The sequence below is a fragment of the Peribacillus sedimenti genome, from assembly GCF_046237635.1.
GTDB classification, from domain to species: Bacteria; Bacillota; Bacilli; order Bacillales; family DSM-1321; genus Peribacillus; species Peribacillus sedimenti.
In genome coordinates this window covers 1,221,691-1,236,809 of the sequence record NZ_CP143547.1, presented here as the reverse complement: position 1 = coordinate 1,236,809, position 15,119 = coordinate 1,221,691, and the positions used below count along the sequence as shown (strand labels likewise).

Below are 15,119 nucleotides of genomic sequence, written 5' to 3'. Positions count from 1 at the left end.
CTTAAAAGGATGGATATCAGTCTCTAGATAACGTGAAAATTAGATTGTGACAAAGGAGGCTGTCTTTACCGAACCATATGCTTCTTCATAAATCTTTTGAATTTCTTTTACTGTCAGCCACCTTGGATTATTATTAAGTAAACGATCCACTTTACTTGCTTCTTCAGCGAGTGCAGGAATATCTGATGGAGAAACTCCTACCTCCTTCAGACTTTCAGGAATGCCTACATCCTTAGATAATTGAGCAAGCGCTTGAACAGCACGATCTGCGGCTTCGCGCAGAGATAACCCTTCTACATTTTCTCCCATGACTTTAGCCACTTCTGCAAATTTCTCTAAATCAGCGACTACATTATATTTCATGACAAAAGGCAGCAAGAGAGAATTGGCAACTCCATGCGGAACTTTAAATTTTCCGCCAAGAGGATAAGCAAGAGCATGTACCGCTCCAACTCCTGCATTCCCTAGAGAAATACCGGCAAGTAAGCTTCCCATCGCCATGTCTTCACGAGCTTTTAGATCCTTTCCGTTAAACACAGCTTTACGAAGAGAACGTGAAATGAGCTTAATCGCTTGTAAGGCAATTCCATCTGTTAATTCATCTGCGCGAATGGCCGTGTAGGATTCAACAGCGTGAACCAGAGCGTCCATACCGGTTGCTGCAGTAACGGAAGGTGGTACTGTTAAGGTTAATTCTGCATCCACAATAGCTACCTTAGGAAGCAAATAAGGACTCACAATCCCTTTTTTCACCATGTCCCGGGTATCTGTAAAAATAGCATTATAGGTGACTTCCGAACCTGTACCGGAAGTGGTCGGAACTAGAATAGTAGGCACTCCAAGATTTTCTATGTTTCCTATCCCGATCATGTCACGAACATCACCCTTATTCGTTAGCATCACAGAGAGCACTTTGGTAATATCAAGGGCACTTCCGCCTCCGACCCCAATAAGTAAGTCATATCCTTTTCCTTCTATTTGAGTAAACATCTCTTCTAAGTTTTCAAAAGGAGGCTCCGGAACTACATCATCAATAATATTCGCTTCAAGACCTGCAGCCATCAAAGGCTCTGTCACTCTGGACAGTAATCCCGTTTGACGAATAATCTTATCTGTCACGATAATGACTTTAGTTGCGTTCAATTTTTTGGCTTGTTCCCCGATTTGTGAAATCGATCCTGTTCCTGTAATCAATGTCTCTGCTGTGCGAAAATAAGTAATCCCCATGTTAAAGTCCCCCTTATCCTAATTTGATCCCAATAAACTTGATTTCGGTCATATCTTCCATTGCATACTTAACACCTTCTTTTCCAACGCCGCTTAATTTCACGCCACCGTATGGGTAGTTATCCTGGCGATATGTTGACGTCTCATTAATCCAAACTCCTCCTGTTTCCAGTCCTTCAGCTACACCCATAGCACGATTGATGTCTGATGTGAATACTCCTGCCTGCAGTCCAAATACAGAATCATTCGCCATGGCAATAACTTCCTCTTCTGTGTCAAACGGAATTATTGAAACAATCGGTGCAAACGTCTCTTCACACACTACTTTCATGTCTGCGGTGACATTGATAAGGACTGTTGGCTGAAACAATGTACCTTTTCGGTTGCCGCCTGTTGCAATCTCGGCACCTCCTTTTACTGCTTCATTGACCCATTCATGGGCTCGTATCGCTTCCTGTTCACTAATCATTGGTCCAACATCCGTTGTTTCTTCCATTGGATTACCGAGGATTAACTTTTCAACAAGAGACACGTATTTATCTAAAAACGTATGATACACTTCTCTCTGCACGTATATGCGTTGAGCAGAAATACAAACCTGGCCAGAGTAAGCAAAAGCACCGCGAACAAGGCCAGTTGCTGCTGCATTTATATCTCCATCATTAAAAATAATGTTTGGAGAGTTCGATCCAAGTTCCAATGTTACTTTTTTCAATCCTGCTTGCTGTCGAAGTTTAATTCCTACAGACGGACTTCCCGTAAATGTCACCTTACTTATACGATGGTCAGTTACCAAAACATCTCCTATCTCCGATCCATTACCAATCACTAAATTTAAGGCTCCCTTAGGCAGTCCTGCTTCCTCGAAAAGTTTGACAAGCATATAGGAGGAAAGAGGAGTTTTCCCGGCAGGCTTTAATACGACTGTATTCCCTGCAGCAAAGGCAGGGGCCAGCTTGTGTAAAGCCAGATTTAACGGGAAATTGAAAGGTGTGATTGCCGATATAACACCGATTGGATAACGACGGACCATACCGATTCGGTTTTCTCCACCTATCGCAGCATCCATAGGAACGAGCTCACCTTCAATTTTTTTCGCTTCATCAGCTGCGAAACGAAGCACCTGGACAGCTCTTCCTATTTCACCTCGGCTATCACGAATCGGCTTTCCAGCTTCCAATACCAAAACTTGGGCAAATTGCTCTGTTCTTTCTTCTAACAGATCTCCCACTTTACGGAGAATATCCGAACGGCGATAGGCTGGAAGTTTTTTCATTGTCTTATGAAATACACGGTATGCTGTTTCAATGGCTCTTTTTGCATCCTCACGGGTAGCTAAATTCGCCTTGCCCACTACTTCCCCATTAAAAGGGCTCGTCACATCCATTGTTTTCATTGCAGAATGGAAAACCTCTTCTCCATCTATTATTGAACTCACATGCTTTATATCAAGATTTATCATTTCAGCATCCTCCATTCTTATTAATTTCTCCGGTATGTTTCATTTCACCTGATACTTTGGCCACGATGGATTTGACGCTTATTTCAGGGCTCGTAAGGATCGGTTTGGTTCTCGCTTCTAAAGTTTCCAAAGCCCTCGCCATTGAAAACTGAGCTAAAATGATAACATCGCAATCACTGGACAATTCAGATATTGTTCCATGAATAAGTTGGTCATGTCGGACGCGATTTCCATTTTGCAATGCTTGGAAAGCCTCCGGGATTACTCTAGTTTGAATATTCACTTGTTTTCCCCGTTCTTTTGCAGCTTCTTTTAGCAGTTTAGTCGTTGTTGGCCCAGCCGCTTCTACCGTTGCAATGACACCAATACATTCCGCCATCTCAACGGCTTTTTCTAACATGCTGTAATCAGCGCTTAACATGGGAATGTTGAATAATTCACTAATCTGAGGAACACATGGAGTAAAGGACGAACATGTGAACAAAATACCGTCTACGCCACTTTCTTCAGCGGTTTCCACTAAATTCATTAATCGTCTTATCATAGCCTTCGAAATGATACCGGTTTCATTTAATTCAAATATGAGGCTCTCATCCATAAAATTTAATAAGGTGACATGAGGTGCATGAACACTAAACGCATCGAGTATGGGTTGGACTGAATTCATTGTTGCGTGTATAAGCCCTATTCGGCATTCTTTTTTATTCATTTAATCACTCTACCTTTTTGAAAAATTTATACTAATATGTACTGTTCTTGTTATTGGACATTTTCCTTGCACAAAAATCGTATCATAAGATAAATTTCAAAAAAAATACATATACTTTATGGTTAAATATCAATTTTTTGAATGTCTCTTAAGAAGAATAACCTTGATTATTGGGTCCATAAAATATAAAACGATTTCTAAGACATGACGTATCCTGCCTAGAAATCGTTTTTTATTTCCCTATCATTGTTCCTTGCAAGTCTAAACTTTCAATAAATTGCAAAAGAGATTCTTTATGGTAGTACATTCATGTTCTATACAATGGGATTTGCTTCCCGAATGAGTAAAATCGTAGTTGCCAATTTCCAGAGAAAGGCAGCTCAATGTATGAGTAGAAGGGGTAAGTTCAATCAACCATGGCAAGAAATGTTATGTAGTTCAATTAGTAAAAAGAGGCCAATATCCGCTCTAACTAAAGCCCCCGTTCTTTCTCGACTATCAGATAATGAAGTATTGTACTTAAAGTACTCGGTGTTTTAGTCCAGGAACGAACGAAGCACCTTTTTGCTGGATTCCTTATTAAATAAACGGGACAGCATTTCTATAATGAATCCGAAATTCAATAAGTTTGTGAATAAATGTACTTAATACTTTTAGCTTTCTCATAGCTTGTTATATAAATTAATGATTTCAAAAACTGCCTGTTCCGCTGACTGAAGTGCACCTTCCAGATGCCCACTACATTGTGAATTCGTCTCTGTCCCTGCAAAAATAATTTTCTTTTCCCATACACCTTCTACTGGCGGTTGACCGTAGCTCTGGTAACTTTTAAGTGGACTAAAGTCTTCCTCAACAGCCGTTTCAGAATCACTGGCCCAATCTTTATAAAGAATAGCCTTTACGTTTTCAGCCTCACTTCCAAAGAGCTTAACTAACTGGTCAACAACCAATTTTAAAATTTTCTCTTGACCCATTTTTCCACGTGCTTCTGGAGGCATTCCGAAGAATCCAAATAATGCACCAGAGCCTTTATTAGGAGAGGCATCATATATTTCTTCTAAGGGACCAACGGCACTCAAAACATATCCGGAAAGCCCCAATTCTCTCCAGAAGGGACGATCATATACTGCAACTACCTTGGCCTGTCCCGCCATCCACGTAGGTTTTTTTACAATGTCAGTAATAAGATTTGGAGGGAGGGAAGGCGAAAATTCAATGTCATGTGCCACGAGACGAGGTGGCAATGCCAAAATAACCGCATCTGCAAGGAATTTTTTTCTCTTTCCATCAGAAAGCTCTGCTTCAACCGTGATATCACCAGCTTCATTGATTTCAATTTTCTTAACTCGGGTTTCTAGCTCAACTATTTCAGAGGGAATAGTCTCTGCTAAAGCATCGATAAGAGACTGCACACCCCCAGTCAAGCGGACCCATCTTTCGTCAGAATTTTCTTTCAGGACGCAACGCTCTGGTGGCTTGATTTGGAAACGTTCTATAAGAATTTCGCCTTTCTTATATTGTTCGAAAGTTTCTAAATCTAGTTCTTTAACAAGATTAGCGATATGGCTCTCATACTGTGGCCAAAACCACGTCGGGCCAAGGTCGAACCTGCCTAGGTCAGGTCTATTTGTAACAGAAGTACTCAAAACCCTGCCACCAATCCTATCTCTAGCATCTAAGACCCTACATTCAATGCCTTGTTCAGTAAGTAGTGATGCAGCTCGCAGGCCACTTAAGCCCCCACCAACAATGATTACAGGATTGTTCATATCTTCTCCTCCTTCTGACTGTGTTTTTGTTTTATAGATTTACTTGAAACGAAACTTATTGAACTTTTAACTCTTTAAGACTACCTTGGAACACATCTAACCTTTCTAGAAATTTAGTTCTAAATTATAATCCCTCTACTAGTTTGAATCATCATAACACGCACAAAAAAACCATACAATATTTAAATTGTATGGCGAACAATATTAAGAAACCTCGTTTAGCAAACCTTTAAGAATCATTAATCCTTGCTCAAGCTCTTCAAGCGTTTTCGGTGCACAGACAGATATCCTTACAGCTCTTTCTGGAGAACTATTTCCCACCACGAACCGTTCGGCGGCATATACTTGTACTCCCTGCTTTGCAGCTAATGTTTCAAATTCAGCACCTGTAATCTCACCAGGTAATAACAACCAGCGGAAGATGCCCGTTTCAACACCTAAACACGTATACTCTGCTAAATATCGATTAACCATTTGGTTTCTGCGAATGGTTTGTTCCTGATGACCCTCAATTAAGACTTCAAATTGATTTGATACAATCGTACGTGCTGTCAGTTCTGCTAATAGCGGGGAAACTGTTATGTTTAGATTATAAAGTGCCTTTGAAATAGGCTCATTGAATTGTCTCGGCACTGCTACATAGGCTAGTCGTAACCCCGGTGCTAAAGATTTAGATAAACTTGCAATATAGATGACCTGTTCCGGGGCAAATGATGCGACTGCTGGCAGTGGTTTTTTGCCCAGCAGATGGTACGATGCATCTTCAATAACAAACTGGTTATACTTTTTGGCAATTGCTGCAATCAATTTTCGATTCTCAACAGACATAAAAGTAGCTGTAGGATTATGATAATCTGGAATCAAGTAAATCCCTTTAATACTTTCATTTTTACACGCATATTCAAAGGACGTTGGCCTCATTTGATAGTTTTCAGATTTAATCGGTACTAATTGCACACTAAGCATTGCTGCAACCGTTTTTAAGCCAGGGTATGTATGATGGTCAACACCTATGCGATCTCCAGGCTTACAAAGGCTGGCCAATGTAGCAGCAATCGCATTTTGACCTCCATTTGCAAATAAAATGCAATCAACGGTGGTTTCAAACCCACCTCTTCGGATTAGCTTAATAGCTGCATCCTTTTGCCAAAGACTATCGCCTGCCCGGCCATAACCAAACCATTTTTCATAATCTGTCTCTTGGAGCATACTTTTTAGTTGGAGTAGCAGCGGTTCGTAAGAAGCGTTATCTGGGAGTGTTGCTCCCATCTCAATTAAGTGCTTCGGTTTTGTATCTTCAAGTAAATACGCATTTGATAACGCATCATACGATACAAATGTGCCACTTCCCACAGTTGCACTTAACAAGCCCTTTAACTCACACACTTTAAACGCTTTTGAAATGGTACTCAGATTTAAGTCCAAATAATCGGCTAGTTCTCGCTGTGGAGGAAGTTTTGTTCCAGGTAATAAAACTCCGTTTAAAATATCTAGTTCCAATTTACTTGCAAGTGCTTGATAAATTGGTTTTTCTGTTTTATCAATGTATGGCTTCCAACTCATAGGATAATTTTCAAATGAATTAATCGGCATGATACGCGTCCTTCTACATACAATATTTTCTGCATCCTTAATTATAACCATTCGACCCTAATTGTACTAACCTGCCACTTTAGTTGAAACTAACAGGGGCTTTACTTCAATAGGTGTAAGGCTTTTTCTTTTTAAGTACAACATTTCACCAACTTTTTACACAAGATAAACTAGAGGCCGTTAATGACATTAACAGCCTCTAGAGGTTTTAACTCTCTTTCTTACATTTTCACTTTGATAAATTTCCGTTTTCCTACCTGCACAATTAAGCCGTCAGTGACAATTAGGGTTAATTGAGGATTGTCCACTTGTTCCCCGTTTACTTTTACGCCTTTATTATCAATCATTCTTCTTGCTTCGCTCTTTGAGGATAACATTTCCAAACCAACTAATAGTTCGATGATTGATGTTTCCTTATCTCCTTTCCATTCAATTAGAGGAATATCATCAGGCATAGAGCCCTTTTGGAAGACCGAGACAAAATGATGTTCTGCCTGCTCTGCCGCTTCAATACCGTGGTACATTCTTACAATTGTCTTACCAAGCAGCATTTTGGCATCTCTTGGATGAAGCTCCTCTGTTGCTAACTGTTTCTTAGTTGTCTGAATTTGTTCAGGTGTAAAATCTGTTACTAGCTCGAAGTATTTTGTCATTAACTCATCTGGAATGGACATTGCTTTTCCGTAAATTTCCTGCGGGCTCTCATCAATGCCGATGTAGTTTTTCTTGGATTTAGACATCTTTTCGACCCCATCAAGCCCTTCCAGTAATGGCATTAGCAATGCAATTTGCTTTTCCTTCCCAAACTTTTCTTGAAAGTGTCTTCCCATTAGGATATTAAAATGCTGATCAGTCCCGCCAAGCTCAACATCGGATTCCAGTACAACAGAATCGTATCCCTGCATCAAAGGGTAGAAGAATTCGTGGAGTGAGATTGGTTTCCCCAATGCGATACGTTCTTCAAAATCGTCCCTTTCTAAAAGCCTTGCCATGGTTATCTTGCCTGCCAATTGAATTACATCTTCAAAATTTAGCTCAGACAACCATTTAGAGTTGTAATGTAATTCAACTTTTTCCATGTCGATAACTTTTGCAAATTGCTCGAAGTATGTTTTGGCATTATGCTTAACTTCTTCATCAGTCAATTGTTTTCTAGCCACCGACTTCCCTGTCGGATCTCCAATTTTCCCTGTAAAGTCCCCAATAATTAGTTGGATAATATGTCCGTTCTCTTGAAACTGTCTCATTTTGTTAAGGACCACGGTATGCCCAAGATGTACATCTGGAGCAGAAGGATCTAAGCCAAGTTTTATCTTTAATGGTTTGTTTTGCAGAACCGACTTTGCTACTTTTGCCTCTAATTCTTCAAGCGGAATAATGTCCTTTACCCCTTGTGTGTATATCCTCATTTGTCTTGTTACCTCAACTAATTGTTCTGCGTTAAGTTGATTCATTACCTCATTCATGCTCATTCCTCCAATTTAAGAATATAAAAACCACGCCCCTATAAAAGGGACGTGGTTTAACTTGTGCACGCGGTACCACCCTTGTTGAAGGAATTCACCTTCCTCTCTACGAATAACGGCTCGTCCGTTCTTTGCTTAAAATAACAAAGAAAGCTCCAGGAATGTAATTCGTTGTTATCTGTGTGTCGATTTGCACCAACCATCGACTCTCTGTTTACAGGGAGATAACGACTACTGGGTTTCCCATCAACGCTTTTAATATTCAGTTGTTTTCTAAAAATTATTATCCATTATTACTCTTCTTAGGACTCTGGATAGGTTTTTTTGTTCATCGGCAGATAAACCCGACACAATCTGAACCTCGCCATTATGGAACTGGGGATAAAGGTCCTCCATCACTTTTTTTCCCTTATCAGTTAGAGAAACATAGGTAATTCTTCTGTCCCTGTTATCCGTCTTCCTAAAACACAACTCTTTTCTTTCAAGAGTTTTGGTTATATTGCTTATTGTTGCTTTAGAGACTCCAGCGGACTCAGCTAATTTTTTAGTCTCAATTGATTCCCAGATCCACAAATCATAAAGCATAGAAAATGCCGTCCAAGATAAGCCATATTGCGATAAAACTTCCTGTTCCATTTTATTTCTCAATCCTTGTGCTACTCGATAAATATTCGTGACGACTGATATTGCATCTAGATTTAGGAAACTAATAGGAATTTTAGTTAAGCGATTAATTGTATCTATTTCTTCAGGGAGTAATTCTCCATCTTCATTAAATGAATGAATAATATCCCCTCCTAATTTTTCGAATCGTTAGCTATGAAACGATAATAACAAAAAAAGAAAAAGGTTGCAACACCAAGTTTTAGTTATTTCACTAACCTGTCTTTAGCGAAATAAGCAAAAGCTGCCCAAAAAGCAGCTTCTGATCTTCAGCTCTTGCCACCGTTAGCTTAAGTACATCTTTCACAAACTGAAGTATCCATCAAGAGTATAAGCCAATTACCTAAGGCAATAAGGAATCGGCTTTATCTAGTTTAATTTAATAAATTTTTGTACCCATCTATGAAGACATGACCAGCAAAGTAAAGAAAAATGATGGCTGCAATAAAAGAAAAGATATTAAGTATTTTTGGACCTACTAGATGTTCTGCTTTTTTAACAACGATAGGTAAAAAAAGTGACCATAAGAGATTAAATAAAAGGAAACCACCAAAAAAGTAAAGGATTTCGGCTTTCGACTGATTATTTATGGTTGCAGAAATAATACTTCCTCCAACAGTTGCAAACCAAATAAAACCAGTTGGAGAAGAAGCTGTTAACGTAAATCCTTTTAAGTAATCCTTATATAATGAGCTTTTACCTTTACTGTTTTCTGCTTCTAAGTTTAAGCTTCTTTTCTTAAACGCATCTTTTAACATGAGATAAGTCATATATACAAGAACTAATGTACCACCTATCCAAAGTATATATCTAACGTAAATATTATTTAGTAAAAGGGATAAACCTACAAGCGATAAAATTGCATAAATTAAGTCTGAAGTGGTTGCACCTAATCCCATGGAAATACCAGGTTTAATACCTCTAGTTATACTTGTTTGCATAACAGCCACATTTGCAACACCAATATCAAAGCATAAAGAAGCGGAAAGAACCAATCCTACCATAAAAAGTTCCATACTGATAATTCTCCCTTTATTTAAACATTTTAATGTAAATTATATAGCTTGTGAGAAACATTTTATATAGCGTTCTACTCTCTATTTTATCATGTTTCCTTGTTCAACTTTCCTGCCCCGTTAGTGCCATAAGAAAAAGCTGCCTTATAGACAGCTCCGATCTTCAGCTCTTGCCCCCAATAGTTTAATTGTACTATTTCACAGGTGAACAGCTAATTTTTATATTTTTTGTATGCTAATGGTGTCATGTTTATTGACTTTCGGAATTTATCTATGAAATAGCTTGTGTTGTTAAATCCTACTTGATAAGCAACATCTGTAACGTTGGAATCTGGTTGTTGTAGTAAAATTAAACTTTTGTGTATACGATAATCGGTTACATAATTCAATGGTGTTTTCTTTAAAATTCGTTTGAAATATCGACAGCACTCGGAACGGCTTAATTGACCAGCTCGTGCAATATCATCTAAAAGGATTTTTTCAGCATAATGTAGGTGTATCCAATTAAGCATTTGCTTCATTCGATGACTCTTTAGCATTTCCGTCTGTTCGTGCTCTAATTGGATACCATTTATTATTAGGTTCTTCCAAATTAATGTTAGTTCAATGCTGATGTCAATTTCATAGTATGGTGGATTTTGTTTGATCAATTGATTGATTTTCATAATAGAGGTTAAAATATTTTTCGCCCAAAGCTCCCTTGGAAACAAGCGTAAATACGGTAAATTAGTCGCCTGAATATAAGGGTTCACAAAGGTTGTATACAGTTCTTGTGAAAGTACGAAACTTGGAGAAACATTTAAACAAATATAGGTACAGCCTGAATTATTGTTATCTTTTGCTAAGTGCAGGCAGCCACTATTTATAAATAGCCCCTCGCCTTCTTGAACTGTAATATTCTCTTCATTTATTTGAAAAATTGCTTCTCCTTTTACAACGAGAACTAACTGAAATTCATCATGCCAATGAAGTGGTATATATCCATTTATATTCTGGTTAATTGTTGTTTCGTAACATGCAATTGGTAACACAATGGTACGATGTTCAGTTAATTCTTTTAAATTTTGGTCAACTATAAAATCTTTAATTTGCATATTACCACCTCAATATACTTATATTTTTTCATTCGATTTAGGTATTATTTCGAAGGGTTTACCCTTATCATGAAAAATATTATAACACTATTTTTATATTTTTAAAGGTGGAGATTCAACATGAATAGAAGTAAGGGGATATTTCTTGTAATAACGGGAGCAGTGTTTTGGGGGATTGGTGGCACAGTTGCAAAAAAGATTTTTCAACAGTTTCAAATCGATATAGATTGGCTTGTAACGACCCGATTGCTCATAGCTGGTTTTTTACTCTTAATAGTTCAATTTTTTGGAAAAGACCGTTCCCAGATAATTGGTGTATGGAAAACTCGAAGGACAGCTATTCAGTTGATTATCTTCGGGTTACTCGGTATGCTTGCGGTTCAATACACATATATGGCCTCCATTAAGCATGGAAATGCTGCTGTTGCAACACTATTACAATACTTAGCACCTGTTATGATTATCGTATATTTAATTTTCCGCAAACAAACTGTTCTATCACGAAGAGATTTGTTGACTGTTTCTCTGGCTTTAGTTGGCTGTTTTTTCTTATTAACAAATGGCTCCATCTCTCAATTATCCGTACCAACACTTGCAATCGTTTGGGGTGTTTTATCTGGCATAGCTTTAGCTTTTTATACTCTATATGCCGTTCCATTACTGAAGAAATACGATTCACTTGTCATTGTTGGATGGGCAATGATTATCGGCGGTTTTGCATTAAGTTTTATCCATCCACCTTGGCAAATGAACTTTACAAGCTTAACACTAGAAGGTTATTTATATTTAGTCTTCGTTATCATTTTTGGTACTATGATTGCTTTTTGGTTCTATATAGAAAGTTTACAAAGCCTTCTACCAAATGAATCAAGTCTTCTAGGAAGCATTGAGCCACTAGCTGCCGTTTTAACAACAGTCTTTTGGTTACAAGAACCCTTTGGTTTTTTCCAATGGGTTGGTACAGCTTGTATCATTGGAATTATATTATTGTTGGCTTTGAATAAAGAGTCTTCTTCAAGAACTAGCCAACATCCTAATAGTGGCGAGCCACTAAATGTTAGTTGATTAGAGAGGGTTTTTTGAACTAACCTTTCCCGTTAGCCACCCATGAATCGCACAGATCAGCGATTCACCACAGAGAATGAAAATAGACTGTACGGACGATACTGTTTTAATGCTGGAGAAGAAGGTCTTTGAACTATGGTGCCTAGAGTCCATCCGTTAGTCTGACTCCAACGACCACGGTGTACCACCGACTGTCGCACCCTCATGGGTAGCACTCATGGGAGATTAATCCTAATACTGGTTGTTGCTCCAGCTGCACTCATTTTTCTCCAACGAGAAGGCCCTGAACTTAAGCCGCGAGCCTCTTTTTAAAAACTGGTTTTTCTGGGTCTATTTTCATATGCCTTTTTTCGGTTTTTATTTTCATGGGAGCTCAATAAGAAAAAGCTCCAGAAATGCAGCTCCGAATCTTCAGCTCTATCACTCTTTTTTCTACGATTAACGCTCCCGTGGTTTAACTACATTGGTTAACAAACTTTCTTTTAATCCTAGCCCGACACTTTATTCTCTTTTAAATACAGCTGTTGGTCCATTATTCCTAAAAGCTCTAAGAGTTGTGATAGTAATCAAGAAAGCCGTTTTGCACGCGGACTTTTTTGTTTTCCCATTCGGCATTCTTCTTCCACTTATACAGTTTCGATTTGCTAGTGAAAGGGTATATCAACAAAAATCGACATGGTTTGGTATTTATAAGATAAAACGATTATTCAGACTTGTATACTGGCACTATCGGTACAAACTTTCTATCAAAACATGTTGAATGATTATCAAAAAGTACATAGATTCTATCAGCAGAGGTGGGCTTCATTGGTGGAAATAGTGAATTGGCTTAATGGATATGTCTGGAGTTCTGGATTGGTTTATGCATTTTTAGGATTAGGATTACTTTATACAATTTTAACCCGTTTTGTTCAAGTGAGGTTTATTAAGGATATGATCAAACTGACGTTTGACGGAGGAGGTTCCAAAGCTGGTGTTTCTTCCTTTCAAGCGTTGGCGATGTCATTAGGAAGCCGAGTTGGTACGGGCAACATAGCAGGTGTAGCCACAGCAATTGCCTTTGGAGGACCAGGTGCTGTTTTTTGGATGTGGGTGGCAGCCATTTTAGGAAGTGCCACTTCATTTATTGAAATCACCCTTACTCAAGTTTACAAAAGGAAAATAAATGGCGAATACCGTGGAGGTACACCTTTTTATATTGAAAGAGGATTGAAATTAAAGTGGTTTGCTGTCGTATCGGCAATTTTAACACTTATAGTCATGAGTTTTTTATGGCCAGGTGTTCAGGCTAATACGGTGGCCTTAACCATGAAAAACACTTTTGGGATACCATCCGTAGCAACTGGGATTGCTATGAGTCTGTTACTGGGATTTATCATTTTTGGTGGTGTAAAAAGGATTGCCAAAGCTGCCGAAATCATGGTTCCATTTATGGCTATTGGGTACATCCTGCTTTGTATAATCGTTCTGAGTCTGAATATTCCCCAGATTCCAGATGTGATTTCTCTGATTCTCACCAGTGCCTTTAACGTAAATTCTACTTTTGGAGGATTGATGGGTTCTGCCATTGCTTGGGGTGTACAGAGAGGAGTGTACTCAAACGGAGCGGGACTAGGCAGTGAAACGTTTGAAGCTGGGGCTGCAGAAGTATCGCATCCGGCAAAACAAGGCTTAGTTCAAGCTTTCTCTGTTTACATAGATACGTTAATTATCTGTCCTGCCACAGCATTCATGATTCTGATCACAGGCATGTACGATGTTAAGCCGGAAGGAATGGCTCCTATTACTGATAAACTTGGAAATGCGGAACCCTCAATTTATACACAGCTCGCTGTGGACTCTGTTTTACCGACGTTCGGAGTTTCTTTTCTGGCTATTTCATTGTTCTTTTTCTGTTTTACAACGCTTTTGTCATATTATTATAAGGCAGAGACAAACCTTGCATTTTTAACAAGTCAAAAAAACATAAAGTCTGCATGGGCAACTCATTTATTAAAAGTGATCTTAATAGTGGCTTCATTTTATGGAAGTGTCAAGTCAGCAACATTTGTCTGGGCAATGGGTGATTTAGGAATGGGTGCCATGGCCTGGGTAAACCTTACTGTTATTCTTCTGCTGACCAAACCAGCAATACGAGTATTTAAGGATTACGTAAGACAGAAGAAAGCAGGCAAAGATCCTGTTTTTAACCCAGCAAGGGTAGGAATACAAGGAGCAGATTTTTGGGAAGAAAAGCATAGAGATTTTCCAAATACTGAACTAGCAGAAAGTAGATCAGTAACTATCTAGAAAAGTTCGACACATGGAATTATGCAACTTGCTTATTTGTACACGCACTAAGAAATTCGGGATAAAGACCTACTCCGTATAGGTCTTTTTCTTATACAGACGAACGCCTCTTCCTTGTAAAACTAACCTGCCCTTTAGCACAATAAGAAAAAAAGCCGCAGAGAAACAGCTTCGTTAATAAAAGAAAGGACTTCTTAAACAAAAGAAAGCCTAAACCCTTACCATTGTGATTGTACCGTGCAGTTAATGTGCAGTATTTGTGCAATGCATAAAAATCCAGGAATAAAATGGTATATATCAGACATAAAAAAACGACCAAAACGCTGATAAGCGCTTTAGCCGTTTTGATGACCTGTGAGGGGCTCGAACCCCCGACCCCAACCCTGTCAAGGTTGTGCTCTCCCAGCTAAGGAGAAAAGTCATGATATATGTAGGTTTCTTCGGATTTGCACATTTAAAAATAATAACTGACCACTAACCTTCTATTGATTACATTTATTATTGTAAAGTGGTCATCAACTATCGTCAAGTAATAATATAGTGCAATGTTTCACACGTTAAAACAATACTGTCATTAAAGAGTATTTTCTATTACCTTACACGGTAGTGTTTTTAACTCAGATTGCGGGAGTGGAATTGCTAAAACCATATTTGCATATACTAACCATAGTTTTGGTCAAAAATAGCCCCCTTTAACACAAAAAAAGACACTCTTTTTGAGTGCCTACAATCAATTACAATACAGTCTGTAAATCGACGGACATTA

Annotated in this window: 11 protein-coding genes, 1 tRNA gene and 1 other annotated feature; of the genes, 2 read left to right on the top strand and 10 right to left on the bottom strand. The window is 38.5% G+C overall.

Annotated elements, in window-relative coordinates:
• Positions 1-39: 39 nt before the first annotated feature.
• The 9 genes from V1500_RS06265 to V1500_RS06225 form a co-directional block, all read right to left on the bottom strand.
• Positions 40-1,227 (bottom strand): iron-containing alcohol dehydrogenase, encoded by a 1,188-nt coding sequence (locus V1500_RS06265; RefSeq protein ID WP_409304723.1) that lies wholly within the window; start codon positions 1,225-1,227, stop codon positions 40-42.
• A gap of 13 nt (positions 1,228-1,240) precedes the next feature.
• Positions 1,241-2,689 carry an aldehyde dehydrogenase family protein gene (locus V1500_RS06260; RefSeq protein ID WP_409304722.1) on the bottom strand — a complete coding sequence of 483 codons (1,449 nt, stop codon included), beginning with the start codon at positions 2,687-2,689 and terminating at the stop codon, positions 1,241-1,243.
• Between the two features lies 1 nt (position 2,690).
• The gene (locus tag V1500_RS06255; RefSeq protein ID WP_409304721.1) at positions 2,691-3,398 is read right to left on the bottom strand and encodes an aspartate/glutamate racemase family protein; all 708 of its coding nucleotides are present in this window, start codon (positions 3,396-3,398) and stop codon (positions 2,691-2,693) included.
• Positions 3,399-4,060: 662 nt separating this feature from the next.
• Positions 4,061-5,167: a flavin monoamine oxidase family protein gene (locus V1500_RS06250; protein WP_409304720.1), complete on the bottom strand. Its 1,107-nt coding sequence runs from the start codon at positions 5,165-5,167 to the stop codon at positions 4,061-4,063.
• Positions 5,168-5,371: 204 nt separating this feature from the next.
• Positions 5,372-6,760 (bottom strand): PLP-dependent aminotransferase family protein, encoded by a 1,389-nt coding sequence (locus V1500_RS06245; protein WP_409304719.1) that lies wholly within the window; start codon positions 6,758-6,760, stop codon positions 5,372-5,374.
• Positions 6,761-6,981: 221 nt separating this feature from the next.
• Complete coding sequence (tyrS, locus tag V1500_RS06240; protein WP_409304718.1) at positions 6,982-8,226, bottom strand: tyrosine--tRNA ligase; 1,245 nt, start codon at positions 8,224-8,226, stop codon at positions 6,982-6,984.
• A gap of 42 nt (positions 8,227-8,268) precedes the next feature.
• Positions 8,269-8,485, bottom strand: a binding site (T-box leader).
• A gap of 14 nt (positions 8,486-8,499) precedes the next feature.
• Positions 8,500-9,012: a MarR family transcriptional regulator gene (locus tag V1500_RS06235; protein WP_409305930.1), complete on the bottom strand. Its 513-nt coding sequence runs from the start codon at positions 9,010-9,012 to the stop codon at positions 8,500-8,502.
• A gap of 251 nt (positions 9,013-9,263) precedes the next feature.
• Positions 9,264-9,905: a LysE family translocator gene (locus tag V1500_RS06230; RefSeq protein WP_409304717.1), complete on the bottom strand. Its 642-nt coding sequence runs from the start codon at positions 9,903-9,905 to the stop codon at positions 9,264-9,266.
• 212 nt (positions 9,906-10,117) lie between these two features.
• On the bottom strand, positions 10,118-10,999 hold the full coding sequence (locus V1500_RS06225) for an AraC family transcriptional regulator (protein ID WP_409304716.1): 882 nt from the start codon (positions 10,997-10,999) through the stop codon (positions 10,118-10,120).
• 120 nt (positions 11,000-11,119) lie between these two features.
• Between V1500_RS06225 and V1500_RS06220 the strand changes: the two genes are divergently transcribed.
• Together V1500_RS06220 and V1500_RS06215 are read left to right on the top strand one after the other, a co-directional pair.
• Complete coding sequence (locus tag V1500_RS06220) at positions 11,120-12,064, top strand: EamA family transporter (RefSeq protein ID WP_409304715.1); 945 nt, start codon at positions 11,120-11,122, stop codon at positions 12,062-12,064.
• 756 nt (positions 12,065-12,820) lie between these two features.
• The gene (locus tag V1500_RS06215) at positions 12,821-14,353 is read left to right on the top strand and encodes an alanine/glycine:cation symporter family protein (RefSeq protein ID WP_409304714.1); all 1,533 of its coding nucleotides are present in this window, start codon (positions 12,821-12,823) and stop codon (positions 14,351-14,353) included.
• A gap of 348 nt (positions 14,354-14,701) precedes the next feature.
• Here V1500_RS06215 and V1500_RS06210 read toward each other — a convergent pair.
• Positions 14,702-14,774 (bottom strand) — tRNA-Val (locus V1500_RS06210).
• Between the last annotated feature and the right edge of the window lie 345 nt (positions 14,775-15,119).